Consider the following 20,531-nt stretch of genomic DNA (forward strand, 5'->3'; position numbering starts at 1 on the left):
GAATTATCGATAGAAAAGTCTTTCGGATCGATGGGTCTGGGAAGATCTGTATAAATGTATCAAAAAGAACGATACAGGCATAAGGAGGAAAGAATCTGAAGGAGGTCCTGCATCTCCGGTTCGAGAGACAGAGTGAGATAAGGAGGATAAGGGTTTTTGGCTATAATATCGGACAACATACAAGTATCACAGAAAGAGAACGGAGAGGAAAATGAAGGGTATTATTTTGGCAGGAGGAAGCGGTACGCGTCTTTATCCTATTACGAGAGGTATCAGTAAGCAGCTTGCCCCTATTTACGATAAACCAATGATCTATTATCCCCTGTCTGTATTGATGCTCTCCGGTATTACGGAAGTACTGATCATCTCTACACCGCAGGATCTTCCCCGTTTTGAGGAACTTCTGGGTGATGGTTCGGAAATAGGAATGAAGTTCAGCTATAAAGTCCAGCCTTCCCCGGATGGACTTGCCCAGGCATTTATTCTGGGAGAAACATTCATCGGTGATGATGATGTTTGTTTGATCCTGGGAGACAATATCTTCTATGGACAGGGGCTTACAAAACTGCTTGAAAAGTCTGTCAGCCGGGTTGTTGAAGAGAATAAAGCAACGGTATTCGGCTATTACGTCAAAGACCCGGAACGGTACGGGGTTGCCGCTTTTGATAGTGAGGGTACTGTCATCAGTATAGAAGAGAAGCCTGAGAAGCCTGAAAGCAATTATGCAGTGGTAGGTCTCTATTTCTATCCGAACTCTGTGGTGGAGATTGCTAAAAATGTAAAACCGTCTGCACGGGGTGAACTGGAGATCACAACAGTCAATCAGACCTACCTGGCAGCGAAAGAACTCAAAGTGGAACTGATGGGGCGCGGCTATGCATGGCTGGATACAGGTACACATGAAAGTCTGCTGGAAGCTTCAAATTTTATCCAGACTATTGAAAATCGTCAGGGACTTAAAATAGCATGTATAGAAGAGATCGCTTTTGAGATGGGGTATATCAGCAAAGAACAGCTTATTGCCCTGGCACAGCCACTTAATAAAAACCAGTATGGCCAGTATCTTTTACGCCGTGCAGAAGAGGGAATTGTCAAAAGATGAATTTTATAAGAACAGAGATTCCTGATGTGGTCATTATTGAGCCAACAGTGCATGGTGATGAACGAGGATACTTTATAGAGACATTCCGACAGGACAAACTAGAGGAATTTCTTGGCTTTAAGGTGAATTTTTGTCAGGATAACGAATCCAAGTCGAGCCGTGGTGTTCTGCGTGGTCTGCATTATCAACTGCATCCGGCTGCCCAGACCAAACTGGTACGGGTAATCAGGGGCAGAGTACTGGATGTTGCTGTTGATATCCGACAGGGTAGCCCCACGTTTGGACAACATGTCACCGTGGAACTGAGCGGGGAGAACAAACGTCAGGTATTTGTTCCCAGAGGTTTTGCGCATGGGTTTGTCGTGCTTGAAGATGATACGATATTTGCCTATAAAGTCGATAACTATTACAGTCCTGAAAATGATCGTGGTATGGCATTTGATGATGCTGCATTAAATATAGATTGGCAAATGGATCCCTCCGAGTTAAAGCTTTCCGACAAAGATACCAGACAGCCTGCTTTCAATGAGGCAGAACACTTTGACTTCAAGGTAGATCTCTATGCCTAAGAAGATATTGGTAACCGGTGCCAATGGCCAGCTTGGAAGTGAATTGCAGGTACTGGCAAAAGCACAAAACAAAGATACCTTTATTTTTACAGACAAAGAGACTTTGGATCTAAGTTCAAAAGATAGTATTATTGAGTATTTCAAAGACAAAGATTTTGATGTGATCATTAACTGTGCAGCATACACTGCCGTTGATAATGCTGAGGATGATGAAGAAACGGCATATGCCATAAACCATAAAGCTGTAGAAGTACTGGCACGCATAGCCAAATCAAAAGATATAAAGCTGATCCATATCTCAACGGATTATGTCTTTGACGGTAAAAATTTCAAACCTTATGTTGAAGATGATCCAACCCATCCACAAAGCATTTATGGGGCAAGTAAATTTGCGGGAGAAGAGGCTTTGGTCTCTGTCAATCCGGACAACGCCATTATCATCCGTACTTCTTGGGTCTACTCATCTTTTGGAAACAATTTCGTCAAAACGATGCTTCGACTTGGAAAAGAGCGAGATGAACTTGGTGTGATCTTTGACCAGATCGGCACACCGACTTATGCCAGAGATTTGGCTCAAGCCATAATCCATATCATTCAACACTCAAAATTGCCCCGTCAGGAAATGCCCTTGGGGTGCAACACTCAAAATTCTGTAATGGTTTATTATTATAGTAACGAAGGTGCTTGTTCCTGGTATGATTTTGCCAAAGCGATCTTTGAGATATCAGGAATCCAATGTGAAGTAACCCCGATAGAAACAGTGGAGTATCCGACACCTGCAGCAAGACCGAGCTATTCTCTGCTTAATAAGTCCAAGATCAAAAAAGAGTATAATATCACTATACCGTATTGGCGTGACAGTTTAAAGGAATGTTTGGAAAAGATGGGAGAAAGAAAATAATGTTTGAAAATAGAGATAAAACTATTCTGCTTACAGGATGTGCCGGTTTTATAGGTTCAAACTTTGTACCGTACTTTTTAAATAAATATAAAAATCATAATATTGTTAATCTTGATCTTCTGACTTATGCCGGTGAACTTGAAAATTTAAAAGAGTGTGAAAATAATCCAAGATATAAATTCATCAGAGGCAATATCTGTAACCGGGAATTGGTTGAATTCATTTTTAATGAGTACGATATTCAGGGTGTCATCCACTTTGCAGCAGAATCTCATGTGGACAACTCCATTAAAAATCCGGGAGTATTCATAGAAACGAATGTTAACGGTACCTTTACGCTTATAGATGTAGCCTGTAAATACTGGATGGAAAAACCTTTCAGATACAAAGAAAAGTATGAAGGATGTCGTTTTCATCATATTTCCACAGATGAGGTTTACGGTACACTGGGTGATACAGGTTTGTTTACCGAAGAGACACCCTATGCACCGAATTCCCCATACTCAGCATCAAAAGCTTCCAGTGATATGATCGTAAGGTCCTACCGGGAAACGTACGGGCTCAATACGGTCATTACAAACTGCTCCAACAACTACGGTCCGAAACAGCATGATGAAAAACTTATTCCGACCATCATCAGAAAAGCTTTAGCGGGTGAATCTATTCCTATTTACGGAGATGGCAAGAACATCCGTGACTGGCTCTATGTACTTGACCACTGTAAAGGTATTGACCTTGTGTACCATACAGGGAAAGAGGGGAATGTTTACAATATAGGCGGAAGAAACGAACGCACTAACTTGCAGATCGTAAACCGTATCTGCGAGATACTGGATGAAAAAGTCCCACCACAGAGTAATTTAAAATTAATAATTCAAAATTCAAAATTGGATAGCTACAAAAGTCTTATAACTTTTGTAACTGATAGGGCTGGGCATGACAGACGCTATGCTATCGATGCAAGCAAGATAGAAAATGAGCTTGGCTGGAAAGCAGATGAGAATTTCGAGAGTGGGATTGTGAAAACAGTTGATTGGTATTTGGAGAAATATCTTGATTAATGTAACAAAAACCTATATACCAAAGCTTGAATTGGTTAAAATTTATTTTATAGGATAGGGGTTTATATATATTATAATGATAAAAAATAAAGATTTTGAGTTTACGATAGAAGCAGGGCGGGCAGAACGTCATTACTGGATGGACTTATGGCGTTATCGTGAACTTTTTTATATCTTGGCTTGGCGTGATATTGCTGTTCGATACAAACAGACCATCATAGGTGTTTTGTGGGCAGTGTTGCGACCACTGCTTACTATGATGATTTTTGTTGTGGTATTTGGAAAGATCGCCAAACTCCCCAGTGAAGGTGTACCATATCCTATTTTTGTATTTGCGGCTATGCTTCCATGGACCTTCTTTGCTACGGCTTTTTCGGATGCCAGCAACAGTCTCATAGGCAATGCCAATCTCATTTCAAAAGTTTACTTCCCTAGACTGATCATCCCTGCTGCATCGGTGATCGTTGCGGGAGTGGATTTTCTGATCTCTTTTGTGATCCTGATAGGATTGATGGTATGGTATCAGTACATGCCGGACTGGCATATACTGACATTACCGTTTTTTCTGTTGCTGGCTTTTTTTGCTGCTCTTGGGACAGGTCTCTATATCTCTGCACTCAATGTCAAGTATCGGGATTTCCGTTTCGTTGTTCCTTTCATTGTGCAGCTTGGGCTCTACATCTCTCCAGTAGGCTTCAGTACAACTATAGTTCCGGAAAAATATCAACTGCTCTATTACCTTAATCCTATGGTTGGTGTCATTGATGGTTTCAGATGGGCGATCAGTGGAGGAAAGACGGCTTTCAATATGACTGAACTCTTCATGTCTGTAGTGATGATCGTAGTACTGTGTGTTGTCGGGATCTATCATTTTAGAAGAACAGAAAAAACTTTTGCGGATGTGATCTAGATGAAAAAAGTATTGGAAGCGATCGCTCAAGGTGAAAACCAGACAGTAGAATTCAAGTGTTCTTTTCAAAAAGAGGTCATAGAATCTATTGTCGCTTTTGCCAATGCCAAGGGTGGAAAAGTTTTTATTGGTGTAGATGATAACGGTAAGATAGTCGGTGTTGAACTTAAACAGGAAAGTTTACAAAGTTGGATCAACCAGGTAAAGCAAAACACTTCTCCCTCCGTTATTCCGGATATGGATGTTGTAGAGATTGACGGCAAACAGATCGTTATGGTTGATGTTAAAGAATACCCCATAAAACCGGTAAGTTACAAAAACAGATATTTGATGCGAAAGCAAAATTCCAATCATGTCATGAGTATGGAAGAGATAGCCAATGAGTACCTAAAGACCAAAAACAGTTCCTGGGACTATTATGTTGATGAGAGACAAGGCTTTAACGATATCAGCCTTGAGAAAGTAGAACAGTTCATTAAGAAAATAGAAGACCATTTTGGTAAAAAGTTTGATGACACCCCTATGCAGATATTGCAAAAGTATGGTCTGACGGTAGATGACAAGATCACTTTTGGTGCGTATCTGCTTTTTTCAAAAGATTTTAACGCTATCTCAGGTGTTCAGGCAGGCAGGTTTAAAACCCCGACAGATATCATCGACAGTGTCTCTTTGAACACAGACCTCTTTACCGAGATCGATGAGCTTATAATTTTTCTCAGAAAACATTTTATGGTAGAGTATATCATTACCGGGAATCCACAGAGAGAAGAGCGTTATGATTACCCTTTGGAGGCTGTTCGGGAGATCGTTCTCAATATGATCGTACACAGAGACTACCGTGACAGCAGCGATAGTGTCATCAAGATCTTTGACGACAGAATAGAGTTTTTCAACCCGGGTGATCTGTATGATGGATTAACAGTTGAGCAGCTTGTGTCCAATCAGTACAAATCTAAAACCAGAAATAAACTGATAGCACTTATGTTCAAAGAGTGTGGTCTTATAGAAAAATATGGTTCCGGCATAGGGCGCATCAAAAAGCTTTGTAAAGAGCACAATATAGTGGAACCAAAATTTGAAGAGATGCAAAAAGGTTTTCAGGTAACACTTTTTAAGAAACTTCTTTCTGAAAATATGGATGAGGGAATAAATGAGGGAATAAATGAGGGAATAAATGAGGGAATAAATTCTCTCTATATTTATATGCAAAACAACCCGGGGAAAAGGGTCTCTCAAGTTGAAAAAGAGCTTCATATCCCTGCCAAGACTCTGGAGCGCTGGGTAAAACAGTTACGAGATGAAAACAAGATAGAGTATCGTGGGAGCAAGAAGACGGGAGGTTACTATGTCAAATAGTTCAGATGTAGCCATAAAAGTCGAGAACCTCGGTAAAAAGTACATCATTAACCATGAAAAGCAGGAGCCGTACAAGACCTTTCAGGATGTTCTCATAAACGGTGGGAAAAAGATCATCACTTCACTTAATCCGTTTGAAAAAAGTACCGTCGGACAAGATGAAAGCAGAGAAGAGTTCTGGGCACTTAAAGATGTGAATTTTGAGAGTGGGATTGTGAAAACAGTTGATTGGTATTTGGAGAAATATCTTGATTAATGTAACAAAAACCTATCTTCCGGATAAAAAAAAGTATCAAAAGTATATTGATCAAATATATAAGAATGGATGGGTAACCAACAATGGTCCACTTGTAAAAGAACTGGAAAGACGTTTAGCCGAATACTTGGGTGTTAAGAATATCGTGTTGGTTGCCAACGGTACAGCTGCACTGGAGATAGCCTATAGAACTTTGGACCTCAAAGGTTTTGCCGTTACGACACCTTTTTCTTTTGTTGCAACAACAAGTTCACTGGTGACAAATGGCATTAAACCTATTTTTGCAGATATTGATCCAAAAACGTTGAATATCGATCCCAAAAAAATAGAAGCGCAGATCACCCTGAACACTTCGGCTATTGTACCTGTGCATGTTTTTGGAAATGCTTGTGAGGTAGAAGCCATAGATGAAATAGCAAAGAGACATGACCTGAAAGTCATCTATGATGCCGCGCATACCTTTGGTGTGAAGTATAAGGGGAAAAGCCTTTTGAACTATGGGGACATTTCTACATTGAGTTTCCATGCTACAAAACTGTTTCACACAATTGAAGGTGGTGCACTGATCATCAACGATGATGAACTGGTTCAAAAGGCGAGGTATCTCATCAATTTCGGCATTGAGAATGCAGAGACCATTCCTGAACTTGGAACCAATGCAAAGATGAATGAATTTGAAGCGGCGATGGGGCTTTGTATGCTCGATGAGATGCAAGAGGTTTTCAGAAAAAGAGAAATTGTCCATGAACGGTATGAAAAAGAGTTGAAAGGATTTGTCCAGTTGCAAAAACAAAATCTGCATTCAACACAAAATTACGGTTATTTCCCCATTATCTTAAAAGATGAAGAAGAAACTTTAAAAGTGCAAAAAGCTTTAAACAAAAAACAGATCTTTCCAAGAAGATATTTCTATCCATCGTTAGATACTTTGAATTATATTGAACCAAAACAAACTAAGACGATATCAAGAGATGTTTCATCCTGTATTTTGGCTTTACCGATGTATTCTGAATTAAGAGCAGAAGAACAAATGAAAATTATTGATATTATAAAAGGTATATTATGACACTTGCGATCATGCAACCATATTTATTACCTTATATAGGATATTGGCAATTAATGAATGCTGTGGATGTATTTGTTATATATGATAATATTCAATTTTCAAAAAAAGGTTGGTTTCATAGAAATAACTTTTTGATGAACGGGGAAAGAACTATGTTTACAATTCCTCTTAAAAAAGATTCCGATTTTTTAAATGTTGTTGAGAGAAGATTAAGTGATGATTCAGAGAAACAAATTGGAAAGATAATAGCTCAAATAAAAAACAGTTACAAAAAATCTCCATATTACGATGATGTGTTTCCATTGATTGAAGAGATTTTTTTATACCACGAAAAAAATCTCTTTTTATATATTAAGCATTCAATTGAGATGATATGTAATTATTTAAATATTGATACTCAGATAGTAGTGTCTTCAATTATTGAAATAGATCATACTTTAAAAGCACAAGATAAAGTTATAGCTATAAATAAAAGTTTAAATTCTACAAAATATATAAATCCAATTGGCGGAACAGAATTATATGATATAGAGAGTTTTAAGAAGGAAACTATTGAACTTCAATTTTTGGAATCGGAAGTTCCTGAATACAAACAATTTGGTGATAAATTTATACCATTTCTATCAATCATAGATGTAATGATGTTCAACAGCAAAGAACAAATCCAAGATATGTTAAAAAGGTATCAGTTAGTATGAAAAAAATAGCGATCCATTCCGTACCGCGTTCTGGCTCTTCCTGGATAGGTCAGATATTCAACAGTTCACCGGATGTTATCTTCAGATTCCAGCCACTCTTTTCTTATGCTTTTAAAGATTATTTGTCTCCTTTAAGCTCGTTAGAGGAGATCAATATCTTTTTTCAAAAAATAGCCCAGAGTGATGATCCATTTCTTCTGCAGCAGGATAAAGTTGATAAAGGGATCTACCCTGTTTTTGATAAAAATGCATCGTCAACACATATTGTTTATAAAGAAGTAAGATATCATCATATACTGGAAAATCTGTTAAAAACTGATCCGGAGATAAATATCATCGGAATTGTGCGAAATCCATATGCTGTGATAAACTCTTTTCTTAATGCACCACGAGAATTCAGGAAAGATCTTGGTTGGGATGAGTTAAGAGAATGGCAATATGCAAAAAAGAAAAATCTGGACAGGCCTGAAGAATTTTATGGATATGAGAAATGGAAAGAAGTTGTATTATTATTTAAAAATTTAAAAGAGCAATATTCCAATAGATTCTATTTGGTAAAATATGATGAATTGCTCACAGATACACTAGAAAAAGTAGAAAGTATCTTTAGGTTTTGTAATATCGACATGAACGAACAAACAATCTCTTTTTTGGAAGCAAGCACTAAAGAAAATAAAGAGGATACATATTCTGTATATAAGCAAAAAACTGTTGATGATAATTGGAAAAAAGGTCTTAATCCAATTATTATTGATGCTATTTCTGAAGATTTGAGAAACAGTGGTTTGGAAGAATATTTACAATAGATGGGCAGCTTAAAACAACAAGGAACAAAAGCATTCATCTGGGACTTTTTTGGAAAGATGGCTACGCATGGTATGGGCTTTGTTGTTTCTATTTTCCTTGCACGTTTACTTGAGCCTTCTGATTTTGGTTTGATCGCTATGGTAATGGTAATCATCGGGATCGCTTCAGTTTTTACAGATGTTGGTTTAGGTGGTGCTCTTATTCAGAGAAGAAGAGTGCATCCTGTTCACTACTCTTCAGTTTTTTATTTTAATATCTTTATAGGAAGTTTTCTTACTCTTAGTACCTATTTTTCTGCTCAAGGGATTAGTCAATTTTACAATAATGAACAGTTACTTCCTTTGATTCAAATTATGGCCCTTTTGTTTGTTATCAATGCTTTTAGTAGTGTACAAAGTACCCGTTTGCGTAAAGAACTCAATTATGCATTATTGACAAAGATTGGTCTGGTCTCTTCCTTGATAAGTGGTGTTATAGGTATAACTTTGGCATTCTGGGAAGCTGGTGTCTGGAGTTTGGTAGCACAATCACTTACCGGAGGAATAATATACAATATTCTTATTTGGACAAGAGCTAAATGGTTACCTGGTCTGGAGTTTTCTTGGAAGGCATTGACCCAACTCTGGGGCTTTGGATTTCGGATGTTTTTGTCGGAGATGTTAGATGCTGTTTTTACAAGGTTGGACTTTTTGATTATAGGAAAATTGTTTTCCCCTGTAACATTGGGTTATTTTCAGCGTGCAAAATCATTAAACAGTATGGTAATACAGTTCTCTTCGGGAAGTTTAATGGCTGTTCTCTTCCCCATCCTCTCAAAAGTACATAAGGATCTTCCAAGGTTTCAAAATATTATCATCAAGGCAATGGGAGTTGTCAGTTTTGTGACTTTTCTATTGCTCGGGGGGTTGTATTTAGTGTCTGAAGAACTTATTGTATTGCTTTTTTCAGATAAATGGTTGCCCTCGGTTGACTTTTTCAAAATACTTGTTCTAAGTGGATTTGCCTACCCGGTTAGTGCATTGTTGCTTAATATCCTTATGAGTAGAGGAAACTCCAAAGCATTTTTACGATTGGAGATTTATAAAAAACTGATAGCAGCAGTCAATTTCATGGTTTTATATTTTTGGGGAATTGATATGTTTTTGTATGGATTGGTTATTCAGGCTGTTTTAGGAGTTTCTCTCAATATTTCTTTTGCATCACATGAGATACAGCTGTCATTTGCTACTTTTGTAAAACCTATTGTTATGCAAATGGCAATTGCTGTTTCAGGAGTAATAATAATCATGAATATTTTTGAAAATATAGACTTAATAGATATAATTATGCTTATAGTAAAAGGAAGTATCTTTACATTATGGTATTTTATATTGAACTATATATTTAGAACGAGTTCATTTGATTCTTTTATGGAACAGGTAATACCGATGATAGGAAACAAATCAGGGAATAAGGAAGAGAAGTAGTATGTATAGCAGAACGGAAGAAGAGATCATGCAAAAATGGAAAGGTGATCTTAATACACCGATTGTAAGTATCTGCTGTACGACCTACAATCATGAACCTTATATAGCAGAAGCGATAAATGGTTTTTTAATGCAGGAAACAGATTTCCCTTTTGAAATTTTGATTCGGGATGATTGTTCTACAGATAATACGGTTGAAATTGTAAAACAATATTATAATCAGTACCCTAATCTTATTAAACCAGTTTTTGAAAAGGAAAATACGTATTCCAAAGGTGTTAAGCCAATGCCTCAGCTTTATCAAAGAGCAAAAGGAAAATATATTGCTCTTTGTGAAGGAGATGACTATTGGACAGATCCTTTGAAGTTGCAGAAGCAGGTGGAGTTTTTGAAGGGGAGTGGAGAGTATGTAGGGGTTGGGCATCAATCAATTATCATAGATGAATTTTCCAATATTAAGCAAAATTTTTACCGCCAGAATATTCCAGAAATTTTAACTACAAAAGATTTTTTAGAAGAATGCCCTTTTCAAACAGCAACATTTCTTTTTCAAGCAGATATTGTTAAAAGGTATCCTGTAACTATAGATTATTTATCTGGAGATAAAATAATTATGCTTTTAGTAAGTAGATTTGGGTTAATAAAATATATGAATATACCTATGTCACATTATAGACAGCACAGTGAAGGTATGTCATCTATTGTAACATTTGATATGATGAAAAAAGACTTAAATATAATTCCATGGATAACAGAATTTGACCCGTCTTTTCCTAAGTACCGATATGCTTCACATATTCATAAAACAATTATATTTTTTTCAAACAACATTAATTTTACTTCTAAAATGAAACATTTTATTTGGTTTAGTATAGAGTCTTTTTCTTATTTTCCTAAAAATATTCCAGACATAATAGAAATATTTTACTCAATATTAGCATCTAAAGTTCAATTAAGAACCAGACTCCGAAAAACAAAAGAAAATATGTTCAAAAGAAAATTAAAATTTTTTCAGAAAGATAATAATATTCAATGAAATCTTTAAGCCCCTTAATATCTATCGCAATGGCAACCTACAACGGTGAAAAATATTTAAAAGAACAATTGGATTCTATTTATGCGCAAACTTATAAAAATATTGAAGTAGTTGTAACAGATGATTGTTCTACAGATAAAACAGTTGAGATATTGGAGCAATATGCCAGATCTCACGGGCTTAAATATACTGTCAATGAAGAAAATCTCGGATTTGTAAAAAACTTTGAAAAAGTAATTTCCTTATGTGAAGGGGAGTATATTGCTCTTGCTGATCAGGATGATATATGGGAAAAAAATAAAATAGAAATATTGGTTAATGAAATAGGTTCAAACTTATTGATTCACAGTGACTGTATGATCATTGATGAGGACAATAGAACAATAAGGCCTTCATGGAAAAAAGAAGATGGATATTTGTTTAATATTGAAAATTTATTTTTTAGGAATGTTGTAACCGGATGTACGGTTTTATTTGATAAAAAGCTTCTTAAGACAGCGTTGCCTTTTCCTGATGGAATAGTTTATCATGACTGGTGGTTGGCTTTATGTGCAGCTAAAGAAAAGAGCATTGATTATACACCATTATGTTTGACATACTACAGACAACATGTGGGACAAGATACAGGTTTGGGGAATGAAAAACAAATGTTTATTCTCAAAAGAATTTATTTAAATGTTAAAAACAGATACTATAAAACAGACTTCCATAGAGTTATTGCATATAAGAAACATATAAAAAACTTAATTGCAGTAAGAAACAATACAGAATGTGTTAATGGCTATCATAATATTTTGGATGATGCAATTACGTATTTTGAAGATTATTTAAATAACCAAGTCCATATAAAAGCATTTTTTATAGGAATGAAGTATAGTAAAGTAATTTATCCCCATAAAAATTATCTGTATATAAAAAATTTACTTTTGGATATCATTGGATGAGTAAAAACATAGCAGCCGTAGTGGTACTGTACAATCCGGCGAATGATATTGAAGATAATATTAGTTCTTATTTGGACCATATAGATAAACTCTATGCAGTAGATAATTCCGAACATAAAAATGATTTCCTGATTGAAGAGCTGAAAAAAAACAAAAAAATAAAATACATTGATAATAGAGGGAACAGAGGTATTGCACATGCTCTGAATGTGGGAGCAGAAGAAGCTATAAAAGATGGATATGACCTTCTTCTAACCATGGACCAGGACAGCAGGGCAAGTGAAAACATGATGGTTCAAATGCTGGAATGTTTGAAAAAATCCAATATTTCCGATGTTGGAATTGTCTCACCCTTTCATGCCAGTAAATTCCATACCAGTTCCAAAGAGAGTGGATGTATAGAAAAAAAGATGGTCATGACATCCGGAAATCTTTTGTCGTTGGAAGCATATAAAAAAACGGGCCCTTTTTGTGAGGAACTGTTCCTGGATTATGTCGATAATGAATATTGTCTTAGGCTGCAGAGGTATGGATATAAGGTAATTCAGGCTTCTGAAGCGATCTTGTACCATAATTTAGGGGAACTTTCCAAACATATACTCTTTGGAAAAAACATATATTGCTATAATTATCCTCCGATCAGATATTACTACCGTACAAGAAATGTCATTGCTGTGAATAAAAAATTGGGATATTTCGATCATCTGTATGTAAAAGAACTTTTCAAAGATATCATTAAGATATTTTTATATGAAAAGAATAAAATGAAAAAGTTCCAACATATATATCTGGGTACGGTAGATGCCATCAAAGGGAAAATGGGCAAATATGACAGATAAAAAAATTTCTTTTATAGTAGTAAACCATAATTATATGGTAGATATACAAAAACTGATATCTTCCATTTCTGCATCGATCCCGTCTGATCAATATGAAGTTGTGATTGTTGATAATGCATCAACAGACGGAAGCAGAGAGTACTTCAGTAGACTTAGTGATGAGATAAAATATATCTACTTAGATAAGAATATAGGGTATGGAGCTGCAAACAACATTGGAGTCAAAGCATCAAAAACAGAGGTGATCGTGCTGATCAATCCGGATACTTTGATCCGGGATGAACGTTTTGATATATTTATAAATGAAATACAGAATAAAGATACCGGAGTATTGGCTCCTAAAATAATCTATCCGGATGGTAGGATACAACCAAACTGCGGAGCATATGCTACATTGAAAACATATATGATGCAGGCATTCAAACTAGGTTACCTTGTCAGAAAATTCAACCTTGTTCATGCGCTGCAGAATATAGCACACCATTTTCCTTTTCTTCAAAAAAATTTAATAGGTACTTACCTGGACAACTTTTCTCATCATACTGTGCAAAAAGAGTGTGACTGGGTAAGCGGTGCCTGTATGATAATAAGGAGAAAAGTTTTTACTGATGCAGGAGGATTTGATGAGAACTTTTTTCTGTATTGTGAAGATGAAGATTTGTGCAGACGGATTGCGGACAAAGGATACAGTATTTATATAGATACCCGATTCACTGTTGTTCATAATGAAGGATTTGCCAAGTCAAGAGAGAGCCGGGAGCTGACTTTCGCAGCTAAGCACAGAGACAAAAGCAATATATATTATCTGCAAAAATACTCTGGTCCATTTAGTTCAGGTGTATTGAGAATCTTTTATTTTTTCCAATATCTTTTAAGTACATTGCTGTATATGGTCTTTGATCCGAAAGCAGCAAAAACATATTTTAAAGCACTGCCTGATCTTTTTAAAAGGATGAATAACAGTGACGAAAAATAATATGACAGTCTCTATTATAATGCCTCTGTATAACTGTAAGGATTTTGTTGAAGATTCGATCCGTTCAGTTATACAGCAAACATATCAGGACTGGGAGCTGATAATTGTTGATGACAGATCATCCGACAGATCAGTTGCTGTTGTAGAAAAATGCATGAAAGATGAGTCACGGATAAAGTTGTGTCAGCTGGAAAAGAACAGTGGTGCTGCTGCGGCAAGAAATCATGCTATTGCATTGGCACAAGGGAAATATATTGCTTTTCTGGACAGTGATGACCTCTGGTCTCCAAATAAGCTTGAACAGCAGATAGCTTTTATGCGGGAAAATAAGTCTTTATTGAGCTTTACAGCATACCAATGGATAAGTGAAACAGGTGAGATCCGGAAGAACGCGATACAGGTACCAGAGTATGTAGTGTATAAACAATTGTTGCAACAAAATATCATAGGGTGTCTTACCGCGATATATGACAGTTCAAAGATAGGCAAATTCTATTTTGATACTTCTCTGGACAAGCATGAGGATTATCAGTATTGGTTGGAAATTTTGAAGACTATCCCACATGCAGACGGCTTGAATATACCGCTTGCCTATTATCGTATACGCCAAAATTCCTTATCCAGTAATAAGTTGGCTGCTGCATCCTATGTTTGGAAAATATTGCGGGAATATCAGGAAATACCATTACCCAAGGCTATGTATTACTTCAGTACATATATAGTAAAAAGTTTTATTAAGTACTATAGTAAATAAAATTGTCTATAATTTATCAATTTAAACCATGAGGAGAGTTATGTTTCAAAAAAAATCAAATCAAATCGATTTTAACAATGTGGTTTTATTGAGTTTTATCGCATATATTTTCAGTTTTGCAATTCGTATGATATGGGTGTATCAGTTCCAGGACAATCCGAATTTTTACTGGAACGGGGAGCTGATGATCAATACCAATGATGGGTATTATTTCGCGGCAGGTGCACAGAAAGTACTTGAAGGTCTGCATATGGAAAACCCCCGTATACCTGACATATGGAGTTATGGAACAGTGTTTTTTACGGTACTTCTGACCAAAATAACACCATTCAGCCTGGAAACGGTCATACTCTATATGCCGGCGATCATTTCAAGTCTGGTCGTTATTCCCATTATTCTGATCAGTAGACTTTTCAATATGACACTTTGGGGCTTTTTCGCTGCGTTGCTCGGGTCTATAGCGTGGAGTTACTATAACCGCACCATGATAGGCTACTATGATACCGATATGTTCTCTGCCATGGCACCGATGTTCATTCTGTATTTTTTAATGAAAAGTACGATCGATTTTAATCTAAAGTCGGCACTGTATGCGGCATTGGCAATAGCGATTTATCCTTTTCTTTATGATGCGGGAGCATCTATTGTGTATGCAATGGGAATACTTTACGCAGCATATATGATCTATTATCATCGGCATGAAACGACAACATATAATTCGATCATTTTGGTATTTTTGGCGTTAGTGCCGTTCCCTTTTGTCGACCCTTATTCTTATATTGCCAAGATATCGGTACTTGTGGTTGGCTATCTTTTGTTACAAAAAGTTTCTATTGAAGAGAAAAAATCCATGCTGTTGATCGGAATACTTTTTTTACTCTTTATGTATTTTGGAAATGTGTTCGGTTTGATCCTTTCCAAAATAGCATTCTATACTTCAACAGGTACATCGGATGTGGGACTTCATTTTTACTCTGTAACACAGACGATCAGAGAAGCAGGAAAAATTCCCTTTGAGACTTTTGCGAACAGGATCTCCGGTTCACAGATCGGGCTGATCCTCTCTCTCATTGGTTATATTGTACTGGTCATGCGCCATCGGGTGTTTATATTGGCTTTGCCCCTTGTCGGCATAGGGATGTTCGCGCTGTTCGGAGGACTCAGATTTACAGTATATGCTGTACCTGTAGCCGCAATGTCAGCGATCTATCTCTTTTTTGAAGCAGGAGAAGTTTTTAAAGATAAAAAATTCAAATATGTATTTGTAACTGTTGCAACAGCAATGATGCTTTATCCGAATATTCAACATATCATTGCCTATAAAGTACCTACCGTACTCAATAAAGCAGAAGTAGAGGACCTGGTAAAACTTGACAAGATAGCTGATTCCAAAGACTATACATTAGGCTGGTGGGATTACGGGTATCCTGTTTGGTTCTATTCCGATACCAATACGCTTATTGACGGTGGTAAGCACAATAATGACAATTTTATTATTTCCAGGATCCTGCAAACCTCTTCTCCTGTCCTGGCTGCAAACTTGAGCCGTCTAGCAGTTGAAACATATGTGGATTCCCATTATGCAACAGTGGCAGATACGATATTCAGAAATAAACCCGATCCGGACCTTTTCCTGTCGGAGCTCGAAGATCCCTCCTATCAGCTCCCGAAAAAGACAAGAGATATCTATCTTTATCTTCCGTATCGCATGATGAGGATCTTCCCTACAGTATCTGTATTCGGTAATCTGGACCTTGCTACAGGCAAAGCAGAGAGAAAGGTCATATTCTACCCTGCCGGTATAGCGAAGAAGAGCAAAGGGATCATTACATTGAGAAACGGTATTGTTTTTGATGCAGAGAAAGGCCAGATAATGGTAGGGCAACAGAAGAAAAATGTAAAGCACTTTATTGTGACACAGAATACAAAGGACGGCAAGATAAAGCTGCGATCACAACTTTACCATGCAGACGGAGAATATGCTGTAGTCTATATGAAAAGTTACGGGCAGTTCATTGTGATGGATACAAAGACATTCAATTCGATGTATGTACAGATGTTCATACTCGGAAAATATGATAAAGATCTTTTTGAACCGGTGGTCTCCTCCCCGTATACCAGAATATACAGACTGAAAATATAGGAAGCCTAATCTGCTTCTGTACTTTCAGCAGCTTCCTTTCGATAGAGATAACGATAGAACAATGTATACAGTGTAATGAACAGCAGAAAGGTGATCAGATTGGCACCGGAATTATTGGCATATAATACAGGAATCAGTATAAAAGGGGCTATACAGACGAGTATCAGCAGTGAGGTAAGAGGATTATTTCGGGTAAGATGTTTGTAGACAAGCATATGCATATGGCAGGCATCCGGTTCCATAGGTGAATGCCCCATGCGCAGTTTACGATAAATAGAAAAGAGTACTTCCCACACAGGATAGCCCAATACAGTAAGTATGAACCATGGACTGACCTTTTCATAATTGCCCGCAAGGAAGATACCGATAAGAGCCACAGCAAACCCTAACATATATGCCCCTCCGTCTCCAAGAAATATGTTCCCTTTTGGAAAATTGAATAAAAAGAATGCAAGCAATGCAGAGATCATGATCAATGTAATATAGAGTACTTCCCGGTTGCCTACCTGAAATGCAACAATACTGAATGCAAGAAGTATCAGTAAGACGACACCGGAAGCAAGCCCGTTAAAGCCATCAATGATATTGACCGCATTCATTAAACCGATAATACTGAAAATACTGAACAGAACACCGATCCCGTAAGGTATATGAATACCGAGACCCAGATAGGTCACCACGGAATGTGTCAGTAATACAGATGCAGCGGCAGCAACGCATTGTAAAACAAGCCGTGTTTTTGGTTTAAGCGACCGATGCAGGTCTTCAAAGATACCACTTAGAAAAGCAAGAAAAAGGGGTAATAAAAGTTTCCATCCCAGAGGAGTGAAAAGAAGAAAGAACATACCGAAGAATATACCGATACCCCCTGATCTTGGTGTGGAACGATCATGAAAATTCTGAGGTTTGTCCTCTGTATGGGAATCTATGAAGAAATGATGCTTATGGGAAAAATAGATAACAAGCAATTGCAGCAGAAATGAGACAATGAATGCTCCGAGAAGAGACCAGGCTAATTGACCCATTGCCATCCTTTTTTTAACAAGATTTTAGCATAATACACTTCAAGAATGTCAGATAAGAATGGTGTTAAGGAGTTGCGAACCTGCATAATTTAATTTATGCTATACTTTTTAAAGTGATTTTTCAGATAAGTGGAAAGGAAGAAGATCATGTTGAAAAAAATTATTTTGGGTGTAGTGACTGTTGCAGTTACTTCGGTTTTCGGTATGACCCTCAGCCAATTGAATTCAGCAACAAAAGCAGAACTTACAGAGATCAAGGGTATTGGTGAAGTGAAAGCGGCAGCGATCATTAAAGAGAGAAAAAAAGAGACATTCACCTCGTTTGAAGATCTGCAGAGAGTCAAAGGCATTGGTAAAGTGATCGCAGACAATATTAAAAATGATGTAAGATCGGGGTCCAAAGGAAAACACTGAAAAGAAAAAGTAAATCAAAGCAAAATAGAGCCCTCCATTAGACTATAATCCTCCTTAACCACATTTTCGATACAATTTCATTAATTTATTTCAAGGTATTACTATGACAGTTACACGTTTCGCACCTTCACCTACGGGTTATCTACATATCGGTGGTCTCAGAACCGCACTTTTTTCCTGGCTTACAGCCAAACACAATAACGGGAAGTTTCTGCTTCGTATAGAAGATACAGATATGGCGAGAAACTCTGAAGAAGCAAAAGATGCCATACTTCAAGCATTTGAATGGGTAGGCATGAGCTATGACGGTGAGGTTGTTTACCAGTCCAAACGTTTTGATCTTTATAAAAAGTATATTGAGCAGCTGCTTGAAGAGGGCAAAGCCTATAAATGTTATATGACAAAAGAGGAGCTTGATGCACTGCGTGAAGAGCAGATGGCTAGAAAAGAGCGTACCCGTTATGACGGACGCTACCGTGATTTTACGGGAACTTCTCCTGAGGGTGTTGATCCGGTTATCCGTATCAAAGCTCCGCAGGAGGGTACTATCTCTTTTGTGGATGGTGTCAAAGGTGAGATGAATATTGCTGCAAGCGAAGTGGATGATTTTGTTATTGCTCGTGCAGACGGGGCACCTACCTATAACTTTGTTGTTGCCATCGATGATGCATTGATGGGGTTGACCGATGTGATCCGGGGAGATGACCATCTTTACAACACACCTAAGCAGATCGTTGTCTATAATGCTTTAGGATTCAAGATCCCAAATTTCTACCATGTTGCGATGATCAACAACGAACAGGGTAGAAAACTCTCTAAAAGAGACGGTGCAACAGATGTTATGGAGTATAAAACAATGGGTTACTTGCCGGAAGCATTGCTTAATTTCCTTGTACGTTTAGGCTGGAGCTATGGTGACCAGGAGATATTCAGTATTGAAGAGATGATAGAGTTGTTCGATCCTAAAAATATCAATAAGTCCTCATCGAACTACAATCTGGATAAACTGCTTTGGCTCAATGCACACTATATTAAAAACACACCCAATGAAAAATTGGCGGAGTTATTAAAAGAGTTTGATGTGAACATAGCAGAACATGACAAACTGGAGATGCTTTTAGATGCGACTAAAGAGCGGGGCAAGACACTTGTTGAGTTGGCAGGCCAGATCAATCTTATTCTCAATACTCCGACAGAGTATGATGAAAAATCTGTAAAAAAAGCATTTAAAAGTGAAGCCAAAGAGATATTGACAGATTTTATTGCAATGCTCCAAACATGGGAGAAACCGCTGCACCTTCCATCTGATTATCATGAGGTCATGGAGAAGATCGTAGCAGATAAAGAGATAGGATTCGGGAAGATCGGTATGCCGCTTCGTGTGAGTCTTCTTGGAAGCATGACAGGTTCAGGACTGGATGAGATCATGGCTATTCTGGGTGTGGATGAGACGATCGAGCGTATAGAGAGAGCGGTGAGTACGATTGAATAAATAATTGCTATAGAAATATCATAAGGTGTGTGGTGGATAACCCAAAGGCATTCCCTGAGGGCACCACGCACCCTACGATTTTAAAAATAACTTCAAAGACTTCTTAGCTCTATAGTCCATTTTGTAATGAATATGCTTCAAATACCAAGTAAGCTGTTTGGGTGTGATACCTCTTTTTTTTGCTTCTCTTTTTAAAATATATTGAGGGATCTTTGTTTTTGTTTTTCCAAATGCTTTTGCTAATTTTTGTATGGCTTCGTCATGTCTGTTGTAACAAAGTCTTGCAAAAACAAAAGGGAGTCCGGTTTTTTCATACCATACTTCAGCCAGATCGATCCCTTTACCGCCATTAAGATAGTATTTAAGCGCCTCATCACCTATAAGTACTCTGCCTTCCAGGTCCAGGATGCGTGCCAACTGGTTGGAAGTGGCAGAAGCGGGGTCACTTTCATTTTCCCCTTCTAAAAGCAGTACGCTGTAGACTTTCTTATGGGCAATGATACCCAAGTCTGTACATTTACACTTTCTAGAGGTTATAGAAGAGATGAATGCGGCATTGACCTCTCTTCTTTTAAGTGCCTGGTTGATCTGCGAGGGAACAGCACGCTTGTATCGAAAACTCATTTTGGCGGCATTGTTCCTAATGTAACGGTTGAGAAATATTTGAAAAGGGAGAAGGTTAAGATAGCTGATAGAACCAAATAACATAACGGAAA

Annotated in this window: 21 protein-coding genes; 19 read left to right on the forward strand and 2 right to left on the reverse strand. The window is 37.4% G+C overall.

Translation table 11 applies throughout. From position 1 onward, the window contains the following. The first annotated feature begins 211 nt into the window (after positions 1 to 211). The 17 genes from rfbA to ACZ48W_RS07435 all read left to right on the forward strand — a co-directional run bounded on the left by rfbA (position 212) and on the right by ACZ48W_RS07435 (position 16,884). Positions 212 to 1,102 (forward strand): glucose-1-phosphate thymidylyltransferase RfbA, encoded by an 891-nt coding sequence (rfbA, locus tag ACZ48W_RS07355; protein ID WP_464827705.1) that lies wholly within the window; start codon positions 212 to 214, stop codon positions 1,100 to 1,102. Next, positions 1,099 to 1,671 carry a dTDP-4-dehydrorhamnose 3,5-epimerase gene (gene rfbC / locus ACZ48W_RS07360; protein ID WP_464827706.1) on the forward strand — a complete coding sequence of 191 codons (573 nt, stop codon included), beginning with the start codon at positions 1,099 to 1,101 and terminating at the stop codon, positions 1,669 to 1,671. The genes rfbA and rfbC overlap by 4 nt, the downstream gene beginning before the upstream one ends. Then, positions 1,664 to 2,572, forward strand: a complete 909-nt coding sequence (gene rfbD / locus ACZ48W_RS07365) for a dTDP-4-dehydrorhamnose reductase (RefSeq protein ID WP_464827707.1) — start codon at positions 1,664 to 1,666, stop codon at positions 2,570 to 2,572. Before rfbC ends, rfbD begins: the two co-directional genes overlap by 8 nt. Beyond that, the gene (rfbB, locus tag ACZ48W_RS07370; protein ID WP_464827708.1) at positions 2,572 to 3,633 is read left to right on the forward strand and encodes a dTDP-glucose 4,6-dehydratase; all 1,062 of its coding nucleotides are present in this window, start codon (positions 2,572 to 2,574) and stop codon (positions 3,631 to 3,633) included. Before rfbD ends, rfbB begins: the two co-directional genes overlap by 1 nt. 76 nt (positions 3,634 to 3,709) lie before the next feature. Then, positions 3,710 to 4,543, forward strand: coding sequence for an ABC transporter permease (locus tag ACZ48W_RS07375; protein ID WP_464827709.1), 834 nt, complete (start codon positions 3,710 to 3,712; stop codon positions 4,541 to 4,543). Continuing rightward, a complete protein-coding gene (locus ACZ48W_RS07380; RefSeq protein WP_464827710.1) occupies positions 4,544 to 5,899 on the forward strand; it encodes an RNA-binding domain-containing protein in 1,356 nt (451 codons plus the stop codon). It begins immediately after the preceding gene. Beyond that, the gene (locus ACZ48W_RS07385; RefSeq protein ID WP_464827711.1) at positions 5,889 to 6,155 is read left to right on the forward strand and encodes a hypothetical protein; all 267 of its coding nucleotides are present in this window, start codon (positions 5,889 to 5,891) and stop codon (positions 6,153 to 6,155) included. Before ACZ48W_RS07380 ends, ACZ48W_RS07385 begins: the two co-directional genes overlap by 11 nt. Continuing rightward, positions 6,148 to 7,221 carry a DegT/DnrJ/EryC1/StrS family aminotransferase gene (locus ACZ48W_RS07390; RefSeq protein WP_464827712.1) on the forward strand — a complete coding sequence of 358 codons (1,074 nt, stop codon included), beginning with the start codon at positions 6,148 to 6,150 and terminating at the stop codon, positions 7,219 to 7,221. Before ACZ48W_RS07385 ends, ACZ48W_RS07390 begins: the two co-directional genes overlap by 8 nt. Continuing rightward, positions 7,218 to 7,919 carry a WbqC family protein gene (locus ACZ48W_RS07395; protein WP_464827713.1) on the forward strand — a complete coding sequence of 234 codons (702 nt, stop codon included), beginning with the start codon at positions 7,218 to 7,220 and terminating at the stop codon, positions 7,917 to 7,919. Before ACZ48W_RS07390 ends, ACZ48W_RS07395 begins: the two co-directional genes overlap by 4 nt. After that, entirely contained in the window at positions 7,916 to 8,725 is an 810-nt protein-coding gene (locus ACZ48W_RS07400) for a sulfotransferase family protein (protein ID WP_464827714.1), read from the forward strand. Before ACZ48W_RS07395 ends, ACZ48W_RS07400 begins: the two co-directional genes overlap by 4 nt. After that, positions 8,726 to 10,192 (forward strand): lipopolysaccharide biosynthesis protein, encoded by a 1,467-nt coding sequence (locus ACZ48W_RS07405; protein WP_464827715.1) that lies wholly within the window; start codon positions 8,726 to 8,728, stop codon positions 10,190 to 10,192. It begins immediately after the preceding gene. Position 10,193: 1 nt separating this feature from the next. Continuing rightward, positions 10,194 to 11,228: a glycosyltransferase gene (locus ACZ48W_RS07410; RefSeq protein WP_464827716.1), complete on the forward strand. Its 1,035-nt coding sequence runs from the start codon at positions 10,194 to 10,196 to the stop codon at positions 11,226 to 11,228. Continuing rightward, complete coding sequence (locus ACZ48W_RS07415; protein ID WP_464827717.1) at positions 11,225 to 12,172, forward strand: glycosyltransferase family 2 protein; 948 nt, start codon at positions 11,225 to 11,227, stop codon at positions 12,170 to 12,172. The genes ACZ48W_RS07410 and ACZ48W_RS07415 overlap by 4 nt, the downstream gene beginning before the upstream one ends. Next, complete coding sequence (locus tag ACZ48W_RS07420; protein WP_464827718.1) at positions 12,169 to 13,011, forward strand: glycosyltransferase family 2 protein; 843 nt, start codon at positions 12,169 to 12,171, stop codon at positions 13,009 to 13,011. Before ACZ48W_RS07415 ends, ACZ48W_RS07420 begins: the two co-directional genes overlap by 4 nt. Next, positions 13,001 to 13,987 carry a glycosyltransferase family 2 protein gene (locus ACZ48W_RS07425; protein WP_464827719.1) on the forward strand — a complete coding sequence of 329 codons (987 nt, stop codon included), beginning with the start codon at positions 13,001 to 13,003 and terminating at the stop codon, positions 13,985 to 13,987. Before ACZ48W_RS07420 ends, ACZ48W_RS07425 begins: the two co-directional genes overlap by 11 nt. Then, a complete protein-coding gene (locus ACZ48W_RS07430) occupies positions 13,974 to 14,741 on the forward strand; it encodes a glycosyltransferase family 2 protein (RefSeq protein WP_464827720.1) in 768 nt (255 codons plus the stop codon). The genes ACZ48W_RS07425 and ACZ48W_RS07430 overlap by 14 nt, the downstream gene beginning before the upstream one ends. Before the next feature lie 40 nt (positions 14,742 to 14,781). After that, a complete protein-coding gene (locus ACZ48W_RS07435) occupies positions 14,782 to 16,884 on the forward strand; it encodes an STT3 domain-containing protein (RefSeq protein ID WP_464827721.1) in 2,103 nt (700 codons plus the stop codon). Positions 16,885 to 16,889: 5 nt separating this feature from the next. Here ACZ48W_RS07435 and ACZ48W_RS07440 read toward each other — a convergent pair whose 3' ends face one another. Further along, positions 16,890 to 17,909 (reverse strand): glycosyltransferase family 4 protein, encoded by a 1,020-nt coding sequence (locus ACZ48W_RS07440; RefSeq protein WP_464827722.1) that lies wholly within the window; start codon positions 17,907 to 17,909, stop codon positions 16,890 to 16,892. A 147-nt stretch (positions 17,910 to 18,056) separates the two neighbouring features. Here ACZ48W_RS07440 and ACZ48W_RS07445 point away from each other — a divergent pair, with 147 nt between their 5' ends. Together ACZ48W_RS07445 and gltX are read left to right on the forward strand one after the other, a co-directional pair. Continuing rightward, entirely contained in the window at positions 18,057 to 18,323 is a 267-nt protein-coding gene (locus tag ACZ48W_RS07445; RefSeq protein ID WP_464827723.1) for a ComEA family DNA-binding protein, read from the forward strand. Between the two features lie 103 nt (positions 18,324 to 18,426). Next, entirely contained in the window at positions 18,427 to 19,815 is a 1,389-nt protein-coding gene (gene gltX / locus ACZ48W_RS07450; protein ID WP_464827724.1) for a glutamate--tRNA ligase, read from the forward strand. A 72-nt stretch (positions 19,816 to 19,887) separates the two neighbouring features. On the opposite strand, the gene ACZ48W_RS07455 is transcribed toward gltX, so the two are convergent. Continuing rightward, positions 19,888 to 20,523, reverse strand: a complete 636-nt coding sequence (locus tag ACZ48W_RS07455; protein WP_464827725.1) for an MqnA/MqnD/SBP family protein — start codon at positions 20,521 to 20,523, stop codon at positions 19,888 to 19,890. Positions 20,524 to 20,531: the final 8 nt, after the last annotated feature.

The organism is Sulfurovum aggregans, assembly GCF_055385215.1.